15 protein-coding genes, 1 tRNA gene and 1 pseudogene are annotated in these 18615 nt (G+C 67.4%); 6 read left to right on the top strand and 11 right to left on the bottom strand.

Going from position 1 to position 18615, the window contains the following annotated elements; genetic code table 11:
- Positions 1-121 precede the first annotated feature (121 nt).
- The 3 genes from FCN77_RS03800 to FCN77_RS03790 are packed head-to-tail and all read left to right on the top strand — an operon-like array spanning position 122 to position 5640.
- Positions 122-1654, top strand: coding sequence for a bifunctional glycosyltransferase family 2/GtrA family protein (locus tag FCN77_RS03800; RefSeq protein WP_254678836.1), 1533 nt, complete (start codon positions 122-124; stop codon positions 1652-1654).
- A complete protein-coding gene (locus tag FCN77_RS03795) occupies positions 1651-3678 on the top strand; it encodes a glycosyltransferase family 39 protein (protein WP_137321188.1) in 2028 nt (675 codons plus the stop codon). The genes FCN77_RS03800 and FCN77_RS03795 overlap by 4 nt, the downstream gene beginning before the upstream one ends.
- Before the next feature lie 6 nt (positions 3679-3684).
- The gene (locus FCN77_RS03790; protein WP_137321187.1) at positions 3685-5640 is read left to right on the top strand and encodes a glycosyltransferase family 39 protein; all 1956 of its coding nucleotides are present in this window, start codon (positions 3685-3687) and stop codon (positions 5638-5640) included.
- Positions 5641-5681: 41 nt separating this feature from the next.
- Here the strand turns inward: FCN77_RS03790 and FCN77_RS03785 are convergent, their stop codons facing one another.
- The 5 genes from FCN77_RS03785 to FCN77_RS03765 form a co-directional block, all read right to left on the bottom strand.
- The gene (locus FCN77_RS03785) at positions 5682-6050 is read right to left on the bottom strand and encodes an STAS/SEC14 domain-containing protein (RefSeq protein ID WP_137321186.1); all 369 of its coding nucleotides are present in this window, start codon (positions 6048-6050) and stop codon (positions 5682-5684) included.
- A gap of 64 nt (positions 6051-6114) precedes the next feature.
- Positions 6115-6819 carry an HAD-IA family hydrolase gene (locus FCN77_RS03780; protein WP_137321185.1) on the bottom strand — a complete coding sequence of 235 codons (705 nt, stop codon included), beginning with the start codon at positions 6817-6819 and terminating at the stop codon, positions 6115-6117.
- 45 nt (positions 6820-6864) lie between these two features.
- Positions 6865-7242 carry a glyoxalase superfamily protein gene (locus FCN77_RS03775; RefSeq protein WP_137321184.1) on the bottom strand — a complete coding sequence of 126 codons (378 nt, stop codon included), beginning with the start codon at positions 7240-7242 and terminating at the stop codon, positions 6865-6867.
- Between the two features lie 75 nt (positions 7243-7317).
- Positions 7318-7953, bottom strand: a complete 636-nt coding sequence (gene upp / locus FCN77_RS03770; protein ID WP_137321183.1) for a uracil phosphoribosyltransferase — start codon at positions 7951-7953, stop codon at positions 7318-7320.
- A gap of 12 nt (positions 7954-7965) precedes the next feature.
- Positions 7966-8709, bottom strand: a complete 744-nt coding sequence (locus FCN77_RS03765; RefSeq protein WP_254678988.1) for a phosphatase PAP2 family protein — start codon at positions 8707-8709, stop codon at positions 7966-7968.
- Between the two features lie 136 nt (positions 8710-8845).
- On the opposite strand from FCN77_RS03765, the gene tadA reads away from it, so the two are divergent.
- Positions 8846-9352, top strand: coding sequence for a tRNA adenosine(34) deaminase TadA (tadA, locus tag FCN77_RS03760; protein ID WP_137321182.1), 507 nt, complete (start codon positions 8846-8848; stop codon positions 9350-9352).
- Here tadA and FCN77_RS03755 read toward each other — a convergent pair.
- The 4 genes and pseudogenes from FCN77_RS03755 to FCN77_RS03740 all read right to left on the bottom strand — a co-directional run bounded on the left by FCN77_RS03755 (position 9349) and on the right by FCN77_RS03740 (position 13175).
- The gene (locus FCN77_RS03755) at positions 9349-10575 is read right to left on the bottom strand and encodes a crosslink repair DNA glycosylase YcaQ family protein (protein ID WP_137321181.1); all 1227 of its coding nucleotides are present in this window, start codon (positions 10573-10575) and stop codon (positions 9349-9351) included. The genes tadA and FCN77_RS03755 overlap by 4 nt on opposite strands.
- Positions 10572-11765 (bottom strand): glycosyltransferase family 4 protein, encoded by a 1194-nt coding sequence (locus FCN77_RS03750; RefSeq protein ID WP_137321180.1) that lies wholly within the window; start codon positions 11763-11765, stop codon positions 10572-10574. Before FCN77_RS03750 ends, FCN77_RS03755 begins: the two co-directional genes overlap by 4 nt.
- Before the next feature lie 4 nt (positions 11766-11769).
- Complete coding sequence (locus tag FCN77_RS03745) at positions 11770-12168, bottom strand: 6-carboxytetrahydropterin synthase (protein WP_137321179.1); 399 nt, start codon at positions 12166-12168, stop codon at positions 11770-11772.
- A 3-nt stretch (positions 12169-12171) separates the two neighbouring features.
- Positions 12172-13175, bottom strand: a pseudogene (locus tag FCN77_RS03740) (dehydrogenase).
- Positions 13176-13280: 105 nt separating this feature from the next.
- Here FCN77_RS03740 and FCN77_RS03735 point away from each other — a divergent pair.
- A tRNA-Ser gene (locus FCN77_RS03735) sits at positions 13281-13370 on the top strand.
- Here the strand turns inward: FCN77_RS03735 and FCN77_RS03730 are convergent.
- Together FCN77_RS03730 and FCN77_RS03725 are read right to left on the bottom strand one after the other, a co-directional pair.
- On the bottom strand, positions 13349-13867 hold the full coding sequence (locus FCN77_RS03730; RefSeq protein ID WP_254678835.1) for a tyrosine-type recombinase/integrase: 519 nt from the start codon (positions 13865-13867) through the stop codon (positions 13349-13351). The two genes, FCN77_RS03735 and FCN77_RS03730, sit on opposite strands and share 22 nt — an antisense overlap.
- Positions 13868-13925: 58 nt before the next feature.
- Positions 13926-15269, bottom strand: coding sequence for a DUF2254 domain-containing protein (locus tag FCN77_RS03725; protein ID WP_217496228.1), 1344 nt, complete (start codon positions 15267-15269; stop codon positions 13926-13928).
- A 689-nt stretch (positions 15270-15958) separates the two neighbouring features.
- On the opposite strand from FCN77_RS03725, the gene FCN77_RS03715 reads away from it, so the two are divergent.
- Positions 15959-18454, top strand: a complete 2496-nt coding sequence (locus FCN77_RS03715) for an ATP-dependent Clp protease ATP-binding subunit (protein WP_137321176.1) — start codon at positions 15959-15961, stop codon at positions 18452-18454.
- The last annotated feature ends 161 nt before the right edge of the window (positions 18455-18615 follow it).

Raw genomic sequence — 18615 nt, 5'->3', positions numbered from 1 at the left:
GGCGTTTCCGGCAGGGTTCCGGCAGGGCGCTGGCCGGGCGTTGGCCGGGTAACCCAAGTTCCACAGCCCCTGCACAGCTTGGGCCTAAATCCCTCATATGAGCCGGCGTCACTCTTGAATCATGACGCTCACAGACCAAGCCACAGGAACCCTGCAGCAACCGCCAGCAGTGGCCGAAGCTCACGCCGCAACAGGCATCCCGCCGGCGTTGTTTGCGGCGGGAAGTACCCGCCGGTCCCCCATCGATACGAGGATGGCAGCCCGGGCCGGGACGGCCGCCCCCGTTCTGGACGTGACCATCCCGGTGTACAACGAGGAACGGGACCTGGAGCAGTGCCTGCGGCGTCTGCACGCCTGCCTCAGCAACACATTTCCGCACACGTTCCGGATCACCGTGGCCGACAACGCCAGCACAGACTCCACGCTTCAGGCCGCCGAGCGGGTGGCCCGGGAGCTGCGCGAGGTGACAGTGATCCACCTGGCGGAGAAAGGCCGGGGCAACGCCCTGCGCAGGGTATGGCTGGCGTCCCCGTCACCCGTGCTGGCCTACATGGACGTGGACCTGTCCACCGACCTCGCCGCATTGGGCCCCCTGCTCGCACCGCTGATCTCCGGGCATTCGGACCTGGCGATCGGAACACGGCTGACGCGCAGTTCCCGGGTGATCCGCGGACCCAAGCGGGAGTTCATTTCCCGCGGCTACAACTTCCTGCTGCATTCACTCATGGGCGCCCATTTCAGCGACGCGCAATGTGGTTTCAAGGCCATCCGCGCGGACGTTGCCCAACAGATCCTTCCGCACACCCTGGACAACGCCTGGTTCTTTGACACCGAGCTGCTGGTGCTGGCAGAGAAATGCGGACTCCGCGTCCATGAGGTCCCGGTGGACTGGACCGACGACCCCAATTCCAGTGTGGACATCGTGCAGACCGCCCTCGCTGACCTGCGCGGCATGGCCCGCCTCAGTAAGGACCTGGTTTCCGGGCGCATTCCCGTGCCCGAGCTCCGGGCAGCCCTGGCCCGGGGGCCGGTGCCCGCGGCCTCCCGCAGCCAGGAAAGAAGCCGGAGCGCCAGCCTGTTCGGCCAGCTGGTCCGGTTCGGCGCGATCGGCGCGGTTTCCACGGTGGCCTACGCGTTCATCTTCCTGCTGTGCCGGAGTGTGATGGATCCGCAGCTGGCCAACTTCGTGGCACTCCTGGTCACGGCTGTGGCCAACACGGCCGCCAACCGCCGCTTCACGTTCGGCATCCAGGGCGGCGCCGGCGTTGCCCGCCACCACTTCGAAGGCCTGATTGTGTTCGGCATCGGGCTGGCACTGACCTCAGGGGCGCTGGCGCTGGTGCACGGCAGTTCAGCGACCGCACCGGAGCGGTGGCTGGAGATCGCCACGGTGACAGCGGCGAACCTGGCCGCCACCGCCCTGAAGTTCCTGCTGTTCCGCCTTTGGGTCTTCCGGCACGGCCGTACGGCCGCGCCGCCTGCGGCGTCGCCGTCCGAGGCCCCGCAATCCGGGGCCTCGCCCACCGGGGACTCGCCCACCGGGGACTCGCCCACCGGGGCCGAAGCCGGGGTTGCAGCCCCAGGCGCGGCCACGACCAACGCCCCCGAAGATCCCGCCGTCAACGCGGCCAACACAGAAACGGCACAGTCATGACCGCCACCGCTGCTTCCCCTGCCCAGACGACAGAGAGCCAACAGGCGCGGTCAGGCGTCATCGCGCGCAGAACCCTCCGGCAATACGGCTCCGGAGACCGCGCACGCCGGCTGCTCTTCGGAAACCAGGCGCGCTGGGTGAGGCCATCGGCGGCGCTGCTGCTGGTGCTCACCGGTGCCCTGTACCTGTGGAACCTGCAAGCCACAGGGTATGCCAACTCCTTCTATGCCGCCGCGATACAGGCCGGCACCAAGGACTGGACCGCACTGCTGTTTGGCTCCCTTGACGCCGGCAATGCGATCACGGTGGACAAGCCTCCGGCAGCACTCTGGATCCCGGCCCTGTCCGGGCGGATCTTCGGCTTCTCCGCGCTGAGCATGCTGGTGCCGCAGGCACTCATGGGAGTCGCCGCCGTCGGGCTTCTATACCTGGCCGTCAAGCGTGTGTCCGGCCCCGCGGCGGGCCTCCTTGCCGGCGGCGCCCTGGCGCTGACGCCGGTGGCGGCCCTGATGTTCCGGTTCAACAATCCGGACGCCATGCTCACGCTCTGCCTGGTGCTGGCCGCCTACCTGACCATCCGCGCCATCGAAAAGGCCGGCTGGAAATGGCTCGTGGCGGCAGGTGCCGTGATTGGTCTGGCGTTCCTGACCAAGATGCTGCAGGGATTCCTGATTGTGCCGGGCCTGGGCCTCGCCTACCTGTGGGCGGCCCCGGCAACGCTGCGGCGCCGGATCCTCCACCTGCTCGGCGCCGCCGCAGGCATCGCCGTGGTGGCCGGCAGCTACATCGCTCTTTTCCAGCTGACGCCCGCTTCGGCCCGCCCGTATATGGCCGGCTCGGAGAACAACAGTTTCCTGGAGCTAACCTTCGGCTACAACGGGCTCGGCCGGATCACCGGATCCGGCGGCGGCATGCCCGGTGGTGGAATGCCTGGCGGCATGCCCGGCGGAGGCATGCCCGGCGGCGACGGGATGGGCGGGAACGTGGGCTTCGGCGGAACAGCGGGCATCACGCGGATGTTCGGCACGAGCTTTGGCGGCGAAGTGTCCTGGCTCCTGCCGGCGGCCCTGATCCTCCTGGCCGCAGGCCTCTGGTTCACCCGCCGCGAGGCCCGGACGTCCAGGACGCGGGCGTCGTTGTTGCTCTGGGGCGGGTGGCTCCTGGTCACCGCAGGAATCCTGAGCTTCATGGGCGGCACCGTCCACCCCTACTACGCCGTGGCTCTGGCACCGGCCATCGCGGCGCTCGTGGGCATCGGCTCCGTGGAACTGTCGCGGGGGCGAGCCTACTGGTCCGCGCGGCTTGTGCTGGCAGCCACCGTCCTGGCCAGCTCGGCATGGTCGGCCGTGCTGCTGGGGCGGCAGGCATCCTGGCTGCCGTGGCTGCGGGTCGTTGTGGTGATTCTTGGCGTCCTCGGCGCGCTGGCGCTGGTGCTTCGCCTGGATTCCCACGGCGTTCCGGCCAGGCTCCGCAAGGCTGCCGCGGTGGGAGTGGTGGTGACGTCCCTGCTGGCCGGCGGTTTGGGAACCGCGGCATGGACCGTTGCGACGGCGTCCCAGCCGCATTCCGGTTCCATCCCCACGTCCGGACCGACAGCTTCCGCGATGGGCGGCCCGGGCGGCGACTTTGGCGGACTGGGCGTCGCCTTGGGCACGGGCGGAATGGGCGGCGGCATGGGCGGGGAAACCGCCGCCAGTACGGAGCTCACGGAGCTGCTGAAGTCCTCCGGCGCCAAGTGGTCCGCCATTGTTTCCGGCGCCTCCCAGGCCGCGAACCTGGAGCTGGCTTCCGGCACCAGCGTGATTGCCCTGGGCGGCTGGAACGGCGGCGATCCGTACCCGACGCTGGCCCAGTTCCAGGACATGGTGGACCGCGGAGAAATCGGATACTTCATCTCCGGCGGAGGTATGGGCGGAGGTATGGGCGGGGGCCGGGGAGGCAGCTCGGAAGTAGCAACCTGGGTGGCCGACAACTTCCAGGCGCAGACAGTCGGAAGCACCACTGTCTACAAGCTGGTCCAGTAGGCGATCATGACAGGACCACTCCCCCGGGTACAGAGTCCAGCCGCTGCCGTTACGCGTCCGCGGCTGGAACTCGGAGCCATGCTACTGGCCACCGGAATCCTGTATTTGTGGAATCTTGGCGCCTCCGGGTGGGCCAACGCGTTCTATTCGGCCGCGGCCCAGGCCGGTTCGCAGGATTGGACCGCCTGGTTCTTCGGATCCTCGGACGCCGCCAACTCCATCACCGTGGACAAGCCTCCGGCCGCGCTCTGGATCACGGGCTTGTCGGTGCGGCTGTTCGGGTTGAATTCCTGGAGCATCCTGGTCCCCCAGGCGCTCATGGGCGTGGCCACGGTGTGGCTTGTCTACCTCGCGGTTCGCCGCGCCGCGGTCCCCGCCACCGGTGACGGGCTGCTGGCCCACCGGGCAGGCCTGCTGGCAGGCGCCGTGATGGCCCTTACGCCCGTGGCCGTGCTGATGTTCCGTTTCAACAACCCGGACGCGCTGCTGGTCCTGCTCATGACGGCGGCTGCCTACGCCGTCCTGCGCTCCATCCAGGAGGCACGGTTCCGCTACCTCCTTCTGGCCGGTGTGCTGCTGGGCTTCGGGTTCCTGACGAAGCAGCTCCAGGTCCTGCTGGTGGTCCCGGGCCTCGCCGTCGCGTACCTGTTGGCAGCCCCGGCCAGCCTTGGCAGGCGGTTGCTCCACCTGCTGGGCGCGGGAGCAGCCTTGGCGGTGTCGGCGGGGTGGTGGCTGGCCGTCGTCGAGCTCGTCCCCGAAGACGCCCGTCCCTACATCGGCGGTTCACAATCAAACTCCGTCCTTGAACTGACCCTCGGTTACAACGGACTGGGCCGGCTGACCGGCGACGAAACAGGAAGCGTGGGCGGCGGCAACGGCTGGGGCGTCCCGGGGTTGCTCCGCCTGTTCAACAGCGAATTCGGCGGTCAGATCTCCTGGCTGCTCCCCTCTGTGCTGGTGCTGGGTGGCGCTTTGCTCTGGCTGGGGCGGCGTGCTCCGCGGACCGATGCCGTCCGTGCGTCCGTGGTGTTTTGGGGCAGTTGGGTGGTGGTCACCGGCCTCACGTTCAGCTTCATGGCAGGGATCATCCACCCGTACTACATGGTGGCGCTGGCTCCCGGAATAGCCGGCCTCGCCGGCCTGGGCGGGGTGCTCCTGTGGCAGCACCGGGCAAGGCTGGTGGCAGCGGTGCCGCTGGCGGCGGCCATTATGGTGGCCGGGATGATGGCCTTCGAACTCCTGGGCCGGTCAGCATCCTTTGTGCCGTGGCTCCGGTGGGTTGTGCTCCTGGGATCCGGAGGCGCCGGCGTGCTGGTGCTTTCCGCCGCGGCCGGCGGGCTCCGGCTCCAGCTCCGGCTGCGTCGGACACTGCAGCGCACGACGGCGGCCCTCGCCGTCGCGGCCTCACTCGCCGGCCCGCTGGCCTTCTCGCTGTCCACCGCGGCGACCGCCCACAGCGGGGCAATTGTCAGCGCCGGCCCAACCGACGCACGCACCGGGGCTTTCACGAACATCGGCCGGGGAGGATCCCTGCTGGGCGGCCAAAACATCCCCGCAGGGCCGGCTCGGCAGGGCCGAAACACCGGCGCCGGGATGGGAGGCCTGCTCGGGGCCGCCGCGCCGACGGACGCTGCGGTGGCCGCGCTCAAGTCCGGGGCGGACAACTACACCTGGGCCGCCGCCGTCGTGGGTTCGAACAATGCTGCCGGCTATCAGCTGGCAACAGAACTTCCGGTGATGGCGGTGGGCGGCTTCAACGGCACGGACCCGTCACCCACCCTGGCGGAGTTTCAGCAGCTGGTGGCGGAGGGGAAGATCCACTACTTCATCGGCGGCCGCATCATGCAGGGTGAAACGGGTTCGGACGCCGCCGCGCAAATAGCCGCCTGGGTGGAAGCCAGCTTCGAAGCCCAGACCGTGGGCGGCACCACCCTGTACGATCTCGCGCAGCAGGCGCCCTGACGCGGGGCGTCCAGGAACCCGGCCGTTAAGTGTTCCGGCCCCTAAGGGTTCCGGAGCCACGTCATGGCTTCCTCCGGGCTGGTGAAGTACCTGGTGGGCGCCGCCGGGGCGTTGAGGCTGAGGAAGAAATTGGCCATTGCCCGGTCCACCGGAGAGGATCCGAGAAGAGCCACCCTGGTCACGCTGCTGGGAAGGGCGAAGACCCGCCGTGCTCCGCGGCTCATGGACGCCGACTCTGCCATATCCACCAGCATCGGATAAGGGCGCCCGCTGCTCAACTGGTTCACGGCCCACATCACGGCGTGCGCGGCATCCTCGGAGATGGCCAAGCCTGGAATCCATTGCACATGCAGGACACCGTCGCGCAGTGCAACCGTGCCTCTGGCGCCATCAATCGGAACCTCGGTCATCCTATCCCCCAGATAGCGTCAGCCCTCTGCACTGACAGTAGCCGACAGGCTGCCGCTTTGGGCCTCAGAAGCGGAAGGAAATCGCCGTCACGCCGGCGTTGTCAACGTATGTGGTCACGGTGACCGTGGAGTAGTCGGCAATGTGCAGGACGCCGTCCGGCAGCTCACCGGTGTTGGGCCCGACGGCGACGGTCCGGATGCCGGCGGCAAGCCCGGCGGCGATGCCGGCGGGGGCATCTTCAAACACCAGGGCATCTTCGGGCTCGACGCCCAGCAGCGCCGCAGCACGCAAGTAGCCTTCCGGATGGGGCTTGCCGCGGGTGACAAGGTCCCCTGTAACGGCCGTGTCAGGCATGGCCAGACCGGCGGCTTCCATGCGGATATCGGCCAGGACCCGGTCTGCGGATGTCACCAGCGCCACCGCATCCGCCGGGAGGCTGCCCAGCACGTCGGCCGCTCCGGGCAACGCCACAATGCCCTCTGTCCGGACCCGTTCCATGGCGCCGAGTTCCGCTGTGAGGGCCACGACGTCGGCCCCGGAAGGCGCAAAACGCCGCACCGTGTCACCGGCCTGGACACCGTGCGAGGTCCGGAGGATCTCGGCGATGTCCAGGCCGTAGCGGGTCGCGAACTCGCCCCACACCTGCTCCACAACGGCGGTGGAATCAACCAGCGTGCCGTCCATGTCGAACAGGACTGCCCGGGCAGTCAGGACAGTCGCGCCCGGAGCAGCGGAAGCGGTGGGGGCTGCGTCGGCAGGTAGGTTCATGCCTCCATCCTGCCCCACGCAGTGGCGGCGAAGAATCTTTGTGACTTAGCCGTTCGGGCGCTGGGGAAGGTACTGGATGGCCCATTTGTTGCCGTCGGGATCGGCAAAATGGACGAAGTGTCCCCAGTCCTGGACGTCGACGTCGCTGACGTCCACGCCGTTGTCCTTGAGCTGCTTGTGCGCGGCCTGAATGTCACTGACCACGATCTGCAGGCTCGGGGCCGTGCCGGGAGGGGCGTCGTTCAGGCCCTCCCCAATGGCGATCGAACAGGCCGAGCCCGGCGGGGTCAGCTGGACGAAGCGGATGCCGTCCATGGGCCGCTCGTCGTAGTCGGCGTTGAAGCCCACCTTGTTGACGTAGAAGTCCTTGGCGCGGTCCACATCGGACACGGGGACAAACACAAGTTCAAGTTTCCAGTCCATGGGCCACAGGCTAGCCGGGGCCGCCGGAAACCGGAAGGGGGCAATCGCTTCTTGCCGGCTTAGCCGGCGCCCCTGCTAGCCGGCGATGCCGTACAGGCGGTCTCCGGCGTCGCCCAGGCCGGGCACAATGTAGGACTTCTCGTTGAGCTTCTCGTCGATGGAGGCCAGGACGATCGTGACGTTTGCGTCCGAGAGCTCTTCCTGCAGCTTGGCCAGCCCCTCCGGCGCGGCCAGCAGGCAGATGCACGTGACGTCGGAGGCGCCACGCTTGAACAGGAACTTGATGGCTTCGCGCAGCGTGCCGCCGGTGGCCAGCATGGGATCCAGGACGAAGATCTGCCGGTCCGTCAGGTCCTCGGGGAGGCGCTCTGCGTAGGTGATGATTTCGAGGCTTTCCTCATCGCGGGCCATACCCAGGAAACCGACCTCGGCGGTGGGGACCAGCTTGGTCATGCCCTCGAGCATGCCGAGGCCTGCACGGAGAATGGGAACCACCAGCGGCGTGGGCTTGGTGAACGCCGTGCCGATGGTGGTGCTGACCGGCGTCTCGATGGTGACCGGCTGGGTGCGGACGTCGCGGGTCGCCTCGTAGGCGAGGAGGGTGACCAGTTCCTCGGTGAGCTGGCGGAAGACCGGGGAAGGGGTGTTCTTATCCCGCAGGACGGTGAGCTTGTGGGCGACCAGCGGGTGGTCCACGACGAGTGTGCGCATGGGTCAAAACTATCACCCGGGGCTGGAGTCCCGGCCCGGCGATCCGTGGGTTTGCCGCCCGTGATGAGTGCCCGGCTCATCCCGCAGCACCGGATGGTCAAATGTCGGTGCAGGCCCGGCGTGCTCCCGGTGCCTCATGACATGGAAGAGCCGGTGCGCCAGGATCACGATGCCCACCCAGGCGAGGCCAAGGAGCCACCCGGCGATGACATCCGTCAGCCAGTGATGGCCGAGGAATACCCTGCTCAGGCCCATGGCGATGATGAAAATCGAACCCGCCGTGATCATGGACACCCGCGCAACGGTCCGCTGGATCTGCAGGCACGCCAGGTACACCACCAGCCCGATCACCACCGTGGTGTTAAGCGTGTGCCCGCTGGGGAACGACGGCGAATCTTCGTAAGGCGGAACAGCGTCGGCATGGTCCGGGCGGGTGCGGCCAAAGAGCTTCTTGCCAAAGGTGGTTGCAGTGACCGAAGCAGCCGCAGCGCCGCCCACCAGGACGAGGGGCCGCCAGGTGCGCCCTGCCCACGTCAGCCACGCCGTCAGGATGCTGCCGACGATCGGCATGCCGATTCCGCCGCCAATATTGGTGAAGGCAGTGACGGCGGAATTGAGCCAGGGCGTCCGCAGGTCCTCAGACAGCGCCAGCGCAGGCTTGTCCAGGTTGGCGAGCCCGGCCTTGTCCACCACGTTGTCGTAGACTTCGGCACCGAGGAACGCCAGCGTCACGACGATCACGCCGCCAATCAGCATGGTGATCCAGAGCGCCGCGTAGGGAACCACCCACCGGCCCCACCGGTCGGTAATACGGTCAGCCAAAGTCTTCACGTCGTCTCCCGGGCCCATTCGTCGTCCGCACCTGCCGCATCTTCGAAACTATCATTGAGCCATGACTTCCCCGGAGCCCCGCCATGCCGAATGGATGGGCTTTGCCCTTACCGAGGCACGGCGGGCGCTGGCCACCGAGGACGTGCCGATCGGCGCCGTCGTCATCGGTCCCGACGGCGGCGTACTCGGGACCGGAAGGAACGAACGGGAAGCCCACGGAGATCCCACGGCCCATGCCGAGATGGTGGCGATCCGCGAGGCAGCGGCCCGGCTCCAGGCGCTGAGGCTCAAAAACGGCGGCCACAGCGACGGCTGGCGGCTGGAGGACTGCACCCTGGTGGTGACCCTGGAGCCCTGCGCGATGTGCGCCGGGGCGATTGTGCTGGCGCGGATTCCCCGGGTGGTATTCGGTGCGTGGGACGAGAAGGCCGGGGCCGCCGGTTCGGTGTTCGATATTCTCCGCGAGCGCCGGCTCAACCACTGGGTGGAGGTCTACGCCGGCGTGCGCGAACAGGAGTGTGCCACGCTGCTGCGGGACTTCTTTGCCGGCCACCGGCAGGTCAGCTAACCGGCATTCGCCGCATCCAGGGCGTCAATCCGCTCCTGCCGCGATGCGGGCGAGTCGAGGCCGAAGGAACGGAAATCACCCAGGTCCTCCCGGATCCAGGATTCCACCTCGGCGATCCGCCGTTCGACGCGCGGCGTGGATCCGGCGAACAGCCAGTGGGCTATGCGCTGCCCGGCGGGGTCGTACTGCCAGAGTCCGATGATCCGGCCGCGGTCCAGGATCGGGTGGTCCGGCAGGTCGGGCTGCAGTGCCAGGGTTGCACCGAGCAGTGTCGCGTCGCCGTCGCCGTCCGTGAACAGGTCCCCGGCGTTCCGCCGCTGTATGACGAGCGAGTCCGTCCCCGCGAGGAGCTGGATCTGTTCCTCCGCCGGCACGTCAAAAACGGCGAGGCGTCCGACGTCGTCGGGCAGCATCCACAGCGCGTTGCCGTCCGCGGTGGGCACCTCAGCGGCACCGACGGCGGCCAGGGCCGCCTTGCTCTGGGCGACTGTGAACCCGGAGAACCACTGGGATTGCTTGAGCGTGGCGCCGCCGGTCCAGCCCAAATACTTGCGGATCAGCTCAGTGCGGGCGGCGTCAATGTCCAACGGGCTCGGCGGCAGGTCCCACAGCGTGTAGGCGTAGCGCTGCTGGTCGAGACGGCCGTTGGCGGGGACGCGGCGGATCCGGCCGTCGCGCTGCAGCAGGCCGAGGGCAGTGGGAAGGGTGGTGGATGCGCCCTGCCTCTTGCCTTCCTCGCCCAGGCTCCGGACGGAATCGCCCAGTTCGTCCTTGAGCTGTTTCGGATCCAGCGGCCGGCCGGCCTCGGCCAGGGCATGAAGCACCTGTTCCTCGAGCAGCGTGAGTTCGCCGCGGTCCACCCCCAGCCTGCCAAGCACCCTGAAGACGTCGGCGGAATCCGTGCCCAGCTTCAACGCCCACGCGAAGTCCTCCGCGCCGAGCACGTAAGTGCAGCCGCGTGCGCTGGGGAGTTCGTAGATCCGCAGTGCCAGGACATCGGCATCCACCTGTTCGCGCCGGATTCCGGCACGGGCGAACAGCGCGAGGTACGGGTTGGCGCCGCCCACCGAACGCGCCCAGCCGGCCCGGGCGAATACCTCGGCAGAGCTGTGGCCGGCGAGGCTGCCGTCGAGGCCTTGCCGGTGCCAGGCCCAGGCGCGGAGGCGCTCCGCGGTGAGCGTGTGCGCGGGCGGAGTCTCAACGGTGAGGGGCTCGGTTGTCATAGGGGCCATTGTCCATCAGCCCGTACGGCAACGGAATGAGCAGGGGCGGTTCGGTTCCCAGGACCGTCTCCTGCGATGGCGTCCAGCACCGTCCTGGCCGTGACATCCCAGCCAGGCAGCCGGTTCCGCGCAGCCAGCGCGGCTCCGCGCCATTGCGCGCGAAGGTCCGGATCCGTGAGCCAACCGCGGAGTACCCCTTCCAGCGGGGAAGGGTCCGCACCGAGTACGACGGCGGTGCCCGGCAGCGCGGGTCCTGCGACGCCCTCGGGAGCTGCTGCCACCCCCGGTGACCCCGCCGCGAGTGCCTCGACGGCGCCGGTGCCGTCCCGCACCACCACCGGGATTCCGCGGGCGAGGGACTCGGTGACCACCATCCCGTAGGCTTCTGCCTGCGAAATCAGCAGGCTGAGATCGGCACGGTGCCATGCGTCGTTGAGGGCTGCCCCGCTGAGCTCGCCGTGCACAGTCACCCGGCCGGTCAGCCCAAGCCGTCCTATCGCACTGCGGACCGCCCGGGCGTAGGCGGGGTCTGCGGAATCGGAGCCCACCAGCGCCGCGGTCCAGGTCAGGTCCGTGAGGCCGGCGAATGCCTCGAGCAGCAGGAGCTGGTCCTTGTTGGGCAGGAGCGCGGCCACGGCCACAAGGTGCGGCGGGTCGGAGCCGGCGGCAGGCGGAGCGGAATCGGTGCCGGGCAGCGCGACGTGGATCGGGGCGGGGCATCGCCTGGCCCCGATTGCCGCAGCCGTCGTTGAACTGGTGCAGATCACGCCTGCGGCGGCCGCCAGCGCGCGTTCCTCCAGGTCCGGGTGCGCGTCCAGGGGCATGTGCAGCAGGATCCACGCGGGCCGCCCCGCGGCAGCGGCCGCCTCCAGTTCCTGCGGTGCGCCCAGGGCAACCAGACCGTCCACGATCGTCACCGGCCCCGCGACCGTACCGTCGCTGGTGCCGCCGGCGGCGCTGTCCACGTCGCCGTTGCTGTCGCCGTCGGGCAGCAACCCGGCCAGCCGCCGTCGTTCTTCACCGCTTCCCACCGGCCAGTGGCCGTCAACGAGGCACACCGCCACGTCCGTCCCCAGGACGGTGAGCCCGCGGGCCAGCGCGGCGTTGTAGGCGTTGCCGCCGGAGTTGTGCCGCACGTTGCCCGGAACGAGCAGGCGGACCGACGGCCTGTCCGTGCGGAACCCGGGCATGGGTTTACCTGGCGTCGAAGTCGAGTGAGAACGAGGCCCAGGCGTCAGGGTTCTCCCGGAGGGTCACGTCCAGTCCGGCCAGTTCCCGCCCGTCCTCGCCGTCGCGGACCCTGGTGGCGACGGCTTCGGCGATGTACTGCGCCAGGGCCTCGGTGGTGCTCAGCTTCCCGGCAAAATCAGGGTGCTCATCCAGGTTCTTGTAGTTCAGGCCGGCCAGGACGGCTTCGATGATTTCCCCGGCCGCCCCGATGTCCAGGACGATGGCGTCGTCGTTGAGTGCCCGACGGCGGAAGGCCACCTCCGCCACGAAGGTGGCCCCGTGCAGTCCCTGCGCGGGGCCAAAGGCTTCGCGCGGGAGGCTGTGGGCAATCATGAAGTGGCGGCGGACGGTCAGGCTGAACAATTGCTACCTCTTGTCTTCGGCGGGGTATTCAATGACGTGGCAGAGTGCATCCAGGCGGCCGTCGGCCAGTTCATGGACGACGGCGGGAAGTTCCGGAAACGGGGACGACCCCGTGATGAAGGTGTCGTAGACGGGATCGCTCAGCAGGGACACGGCGAGCGCCAGGCGGTCGGCGTTGGTCCTGCGGTGGCGGCGGGAGCGGGCCACCACCCCACCTGGCTGGCGCGGATGGAGAGTCGGCGGGCGTGGAAATCCTCCCCCAGCGGGATGGTTACCTGCTTGTCGGCGTACCAGGACATCTCAATGACATCCCCTTCGTCGCCCACCAGCTGCAGGCTCCGTTCGAGGCCTTCCTGGGACGCCGAACAGTGGATCACGATGTCGCAGTCCGCCAGGGCGTCGTCGGGGTGGGCGAAGTCGACGCCGAGGGCTTCGGTGAAGGCGCGCTTCGCGGGATCGACGTCGATTAGCTGGAGCCGCTGCAGCGGGAAAGTGCGCAGAAGGGTTGCCACCATGCCTCCGATGAGGCCTGCCCCCACCACGGCCACGCGGTCACCCAGCCGCGGGCCGGCTTCCCACAGCGCGTTGATGGCGGTTTCCACGGTTCCGGTGAGTACGGCCCGGCGGGCGGGAACGTTCTCCGGGACGACCGTCAGGGACTCGACCGGAACAACATAGCGGTCCTGGTGCGGGTGCAGGCAGAAGACGGTGCGGCCCACCCATTCGTCGGGGCCTGCTTCCACGATTCCCACGGAGAGGTATCCGAACTTCACCGGCGAAGGGAACGAGCCTTCCTGAAGAGGCGCCCGCATTTGTTCGGCGACCCGAGGTGGCACATGGCCGCAGTGGACCACCGTTTCCGTGCCTTTGCTGATTCCCGAATAGAGGGCACGAACCAGTGCTTCGCCGGGGCCCGGCGCGGGCAGGTCCTCGCTCCGGAGTTCGCCTTTTTCGTGGCCGACGGTCCAATAGGCTTTGGCTTGGGTGTGTTGCTGGGAATTGATCATCTTGCTTACGAATCTAGTCCCCAGGCGGTGTGCGGGGAAGACTTAGGACGCCGGCGCGCCCTCGTTTTGGGGAAGCGAGCCTTGCTCCGGTAATCTATTCAGGTTGGTGACGTGTCCGAGCGGCCGAAGGTGCAACACTCGAAATGTTGTTTGGTGTCAAAGCCAACGTGGGTTCAAATCCCACCGTCACCGCCAAGTGAGTAGGCGTCTACTTCGTTGATAACACAGCGAAGTAGGCGCCTTCTCTTTTCGTAGTTCAGTCCCGTGAGCGCGCTCTGAGCGCAAACCTGTTGTAATGCAGCGGCATCGAGAGCGACGGCAACCGCGTCCAGATCGTCCGGGAACAGATCAGCGTACGTGTCCAGCGTCATCGTCGCGGACGCATGCCCAAGCATCGCCTGGACGCTTTTCACGTTCGCCCCTGCTGAGATCGCCAGCGATGCAGCTGTGTGGCGGAGGTCGTGAACCGTCATCCGTTCAAGACCGGCGCGACGTAGGGGATACACGAACCAGCCCCTGCTGGTCTGGCTGGTGCCGCCTCGCTTCATGTATTTGCCATCCGCCCCCGGAAACAGCAGGTCATCGGGATGCTTCCCCGCCATCTGGTCGGCGAGCGCTGGGTCGGCGAGCGCGTCCGCTAGAAACGCTGGGAATGGGACGCTCCGCTTCTTGTGGGTCTTGGGCGTGCCCACCTCGATCTTGAGCCGGTGCGGACCCGGCTGCCCTACCGATCAGAACAATGTGTGGAACTCAGGCCGCGGTGTCTGTCGTGCCGCTCGAGACGTCGAAGGCCTCGAGCACCGCCGCCGCCTCCGCGAGAAGGGGGTCGCGATCGGCTGGCTGGGCCACGAGCCGGGTCGCATCGCTCAGGAGAGTCTCGACGTACTGCCGCACAACGGCGCGGTGGGCCGCGTCGCCGAACCACACGAGATCGCCGCACACGCGCAGCAGAGCCCTGACGACGCGCGGCTCGTTCGCGCCGTACCGCCGCACCTGTCCGAGGGCCAGATCCACGAGATAGGCGAAATCGCGGGCCGGCACGTACAGCCTTACGGTGCCTTGCGCGTCCGCGACGGCATGCGGGCCCTGCTGCCGGAGTGAGAGGGCCGCGAGGATCGAGCCGAGATGGTCGACCGCTTGGTTCGCGGTGTAGGGGTCGTTTATGGCGGGCGAGAGCGCCTTGGACGCGACGTCGGCGAGTTGCCGGATCCCGAAGGCGACGTCCTGCTCAAGGGTCCGTTCGAAGCCGATCCGCACGCTCCGTACGAGCGCCTGGTGCAGTTCAATGCCGGCCTCGGGGGCAAGGGGACGTTCGCCCCTGCCCGTACTCCCCCACACCCAGGCGAGCGGGGCCCCGGCGACGACGTGTCGGCCGACCATAGGCACCATCCGGGCAGTGAGGCCTCGGCTCGCGAGCGCCCCCACGAACGCCTCGACATGGAAGGCTTGGACATATCCCGACCGCGGTACCGGCAAGGCCGTGGCGCCGCCCGGCGGGTTTGGCATGCGAATACCGGGATCGCCCGGGACGAACGACCGCTCGATCACCTTGAGCGTGGCCTTCTCGACGCCCTTCATGACTTGGTCCACCTGGATCGAATGCGACAGATGGTGGGCGAAGAAAACGAGCATGACCATGCTCACGAACAGCAGCAGCAGTGCGCCGCTCACAGCGAGGCGCGGGTAGTCCTGAGTGCGCTCTCCGCCGGCAATGCCGACAGTGTAGAGGCCCGCCGTGCTGTACGCGAACGTGGCCACAAACGCGCTGAGCGTCGCCTGGTTGGGGATGTCGCGCAGGAAGGTCCGCAGCAGCCGCGGGCTGAACTGCGTCGACGCGAGCTGCAGGGCCACGACGGTGAGCCCGAGCACGACGGCGATGACCGTGACCATCGTGCTCGCGATCCCGATGAGCAGGTTCCGCGCGTCGTCGGACGTCCCTTGGAATAGGAGGACGGCGAAGGGCGACGCCGCGCCAAGCTGCACCGCGGAGAGCCCCGCACCCGCGATGATCGCGAGGACGACGGCGCACGTCGGCATCGCCCACAGGGCACTCGCCAGATACTCCCGAACCGCCTCACGCCTCACATATGACACTCTCGGCCCACGGTCCTCGCCAGTCAAGGGCAGCGTTGCCAGGTTGTCGCCCAGTGGGGGCGCGTGGGGAGCTGGGGTCCGAGGAGGATCGGTACGGAAATTCACGCTAAGCGTTCATGTGGCGTCGCCTGCACGTTTGATTGCGCGGTAGACGGTTGAGCGGGCTACCACGAAGAGTTCGACAAGTTCCACCTGGGTGTGCGTCCCTGCCCGGTGAACAAAGACCAAGTGGGCTTCCTGTGGTTTGAAAAGCTTGGGCTGTTTCCCTCGGAGCCGGCCACGCCGCCGCAAAACCATAGCCCGTCCCGGCGAAGGAACCACCGGGCTTGAAACTTCAAAGATGAGTCCTGTCTTGCAGCCCGGGGCTTGGGAGACACACGAGCTACTGATGACCCCATCGAGACCGCCGTTCATCGCTGGTCATCGGATTCAGCTGGAACGGCCGGCTCGAACTGTGATCAACCGCCATTCCAGATTAACAGTCACACCGATCCGGCGCAGAACTGCGGGAGGTGTTTTTGCGGCAGAGATCACAGGCGGTGACGTGGCGGATAGCGGTGTGAAAACCTGCCGCTTACGTGGGAAGGTCACGGGAACCTGGCTCTCTTTATATTGCGTCTCGGCGAACACCCCATGAGGGCCTGCGGCAACGTAGCATCAAAGTACGTGGCACCCAGGAGTGTGGCGAAATGTTTGAGCGATTTACGGACCGTGCCCGTCGCGTAGTTGTGCTTGCCCAAGAAGAGGCACGCATGCTGAACCACAATTACATCGGTACTGAACACATCCTCCTGGGTCTGATCCATGAGGGTGAAGGCGTTGCCGCCAAAGCCCTTGAGTCCCTGGGCATTTCGCTCGACGGCGTCCGCGAGCAGGTGCAGGAGATCATCGGCCAGGGCCAGCCGTCCCCGGCCGGCCACATCCCCTTCACGCCGCGCGCCAAGAAGGTGCTGGAGCTCGCACTCCGTGAAGCCCTGCAGCTGGGCCACAACTACATCGGCACGGAGCACATCCTGCTGGGGCTCATCCGCGAGGGTGAAGGCGTGGCGGCCCAGGTGCTGGTGAAGCTCGGAGCGGACCTCAACCGGGTCCGCCAGCAGGTGATCCAGCTGCTCTCAGGCTACCAGGGCAAGGAGACCACCGGCGCAGGAGTCGGCCCCGGCCAGGCCGAAGGCACGCCTGCCGGCTCCGTTGTCCTGGACCAGTTCGGCCGCAACCTGACGCAGGCCGCGCGCGAGAACAAGCTGGACCCTGTCATCGGGCGCGAGCAGGAGATGGAACGCGTCATGCAGGTCCTTTCCCGGCGCACCAAGAACAACCCCGTCCTCATCGGTGAACCCGGCGTCGGCAAGACCGCCGTCGTCGAGGGCCTTGCCCAGGCGATCGTGCGTGGCGATGTCCCGGAGACTCTCAGGGGCAAGCAGATCTATACCCTGGATCTGGGCTCCGTGGTGGCCGGCTCAAAGTACCGCGGTGACTTCGAAGAGCGGCTGAAGAAGGTCCTTAAGGAGATCCGCACCCGCGGGGACATTCTTTTGTTCATTGACGAGATCCACACCCTGGTGGGTGCCGGTGCCGCCGAGGGTGCGATCGATGCGGCCTCGATCCTGAAGCCGTTGCTGGCGCGCGGTGAGCTGCAGACCATCGGTGCCACCACCCTGGACGACTACCGCAGGCACATCGAGAAGGATGCCGCGCTGGAGCGCCGTTTCCAGCCGATCCAGGTCAAGGAGCCTTCGGTTGCGGACGCGATCGAGATCCTCAAGGGCCTGCGTGACCGCTATGAGGCGCACCACCGCGTGACCATCACCGACGGTGCGCTGGTGGCCGCGGCGAACCTCTCGGAGCGTTACATCTCGGACCGTTTCCTGCCGGACAAGGCGATCGACCTCATCGATGAAGCCGGTGCGCGCCTGCGCATCCGGCGGATGACGGCCCCGCCGGAGCTGAAGGCCATGGCTGAGACGATCGCCGACGTCAGGACGGCGAAGGAGTCCGCGATTGACGCCCAGGACTACGAGGGCGCCGCTTCGCTGCGCGACCAGGAGCAGAAGCTCGTAGCGCAGCGTAGAGAGAAGGAACGCCGGTGGAAGGCGGGCGGCATGGACGACATTTCCGAGGTGGATGAGGAACTGATCGCCGAGGTGCTGGCGAATTCCACGGGCATCCCGGTGTTCAAGCTGACCGAGGAGGAATCCTCGCGTCTGCTGAAGATGGAAGACGAGCTGCACCAGCGCGTCGTGGGCCAGAATGACGCGATTAGGTCGGTTTCGCGGGCTATCCGCCGCACCCGTGCCGGCCTGAAGGACCCCAAGCGTCCCGGCGGCTCGTTCATCTTTGCCGGCCCCACCGGCGTCGGCAAGACCGAGCTCGCCAAGGCCCTCGCCGAGTTCCTGTTCGGCGAAGAAGACACGCTCATCACGCTGGACATGTCCGAATACTCCGAGAAGCACACCGTTTCGCGCCTCTTCGGTGCCCCTCCGGGCTACGTCGGTTACGACGAGGGCGGGCAGCTGACCGAAAAAGTCCGGCGCCGACCGTTCTCCGTGGTCCTGTTCGACGAAGTGGAGAAGGCCCATCCGGACCTCTTCAACTCCCTCCTGCAGATCCTGGAAGACGGCCGACTGACCGATAGCCATGGCCGGGTGGTGGACTTCAAGAACACCGTGATCATCATGACCACGAACCTCGGCACCAGAGACATCTCCAAGAGCGTCTCCACCGGGTTCCAGTCGGGCACGGACACGCAGACCGGCTACAACCGCATGCGCGCCCGCATTACCGAAGAGCTCAAGCAGCACTTCCGCCCCGAGTTCCTGAACCGCGTAGACGACGTCATCGTTTTTCCCCAGCTGACCCAGGACGAGATCATCCAGATCGTGAACCTGATGATCGGCCGACTGGAGAAGCGCCTGGCAGACAAGGACATGGGCATCGAGCTCACCACCGCGGCCAAGGTGCTCCTGGCCACCCGCGGCTACGACCCGGCCATGGGTGCCCGGCCGCTGCGCCGCACCATCCAGCGCGAGATCGAGGACCAGCTCTCCGAGAAGATCCTCTTCGGCGAAATCCACGAGGGCGACACCGTGGTGGTGGACGTTGACGGCGAGGGCGACGACGCGCAGTTCACCTTCGCCGGAAACACCAAACCCCGGATCCCCGCCGCACTGCCCGCCGCGAGCTAAACCAGAAAACCACGTCTGACCACCGTCGAGGCGGGCTGAAGTCCGCCGTCTCACCTCACTGTGCTGCAGGCGAAGGATTCCATGACGCCCGAGGAACCGGCACCAGCGAGTCCAGCCTCCGGCTGCTCGGGTCCCACTGCGCCGCAGTGGAGGTCAATCTG

The organism is Arthrobacter sp. 24S4-2 (genome assembly GCF_005280255.1).
Classification (GTDB): Bacteria; Actinomycetota; Actinomycetes; order Actinomycetales; family Micrococcaceae; genus Arthrobacter.
This window is presented reverse-complemented; position numbering and strand designations above follow the sequence as displayed.

Coding starts and splice junctions, on each gene's coding strand:
- FCN77_RS03800 (WP_254678836.1), top strand. CDS start 122: ATGACGCTCACAGACCAAGCCACAGGAACCCTGCAGCAACCGCCAGCA.
- FCN77_RS03795 (WP_137321188.1), top strand. CDS start 1,651: ATGACCGCCACCGCTGCTTCCCCTGCCCAGACGACAGAGAGCCAACAG.
- FCN77_RS03790 (WP_137321187.1), top strand. CDS start 3,685: ATGACAGGACCACTCCCCCGGGTACAGAGTCCAGCCGCTGCCGTTACG.
- FCN77_RS03785 (WP_137321186.1), bottom strand. CDS start 6,050: ATGACCGAGGTTCCGATTGATGGCGCCAGAGGCACGGTTGCACTGCGC.
- FCN77_RS03780 (WP_137321185.1), bottom strand. CDS start 6,819: ATGAACCTACCTGCCGACGCAGCCCCCACCGCTTCCGCTGCTCCGGGC.
- FCN77_RS03775 (WP_137321184.1), bottom strand. CDS start 7,242: ATGGACTGGAAACTTGAACTTGTGTTTGTCCCCGTGTCCGATGTGGAC.
- upp (WP_137321183.1), bottom strand. CDS start 7,953: ATGCGCACACTCGTCGTGGACCACCCGCTGGTCGCCCACAAGCTCACC.
- FCN77_RS03765 (WP_254678988.1), bottom strand. CDS start 8,709: ATGCTGATTGGCGGCGTGATCGTCGTGACGCTGGCGTTCCTCGGTGCC.
- tadA (WP_137321182.1), top strand. CDS start 8,846: ATGACTTCCCCGGAGCCCCGCCATGCCGAATGGATGGGCTTTGCCCTT.
- FCN77_RS03755 (WP_137321181.1), bottom strand. CDS start 10,575: ATGACAACCGAGCCCCTCACCGTTGAGACTCCGCCCGCGCACACGCTC.
- FCN77_RS03750 (WP_137321180.1), bottom strand. CDS start 11,765: ATGCCCGGGTTCCGCACGGACAGGCCGTCGGTCCGCCTGCTCGTTCCG.
- FCN77_RS03715 (WP_137321176.1), top strand. CDS start 15,959: ATGTTTGAGCGATTTACGGACCGTGCCCGTCGCGTAGTTGTGCTTGCC.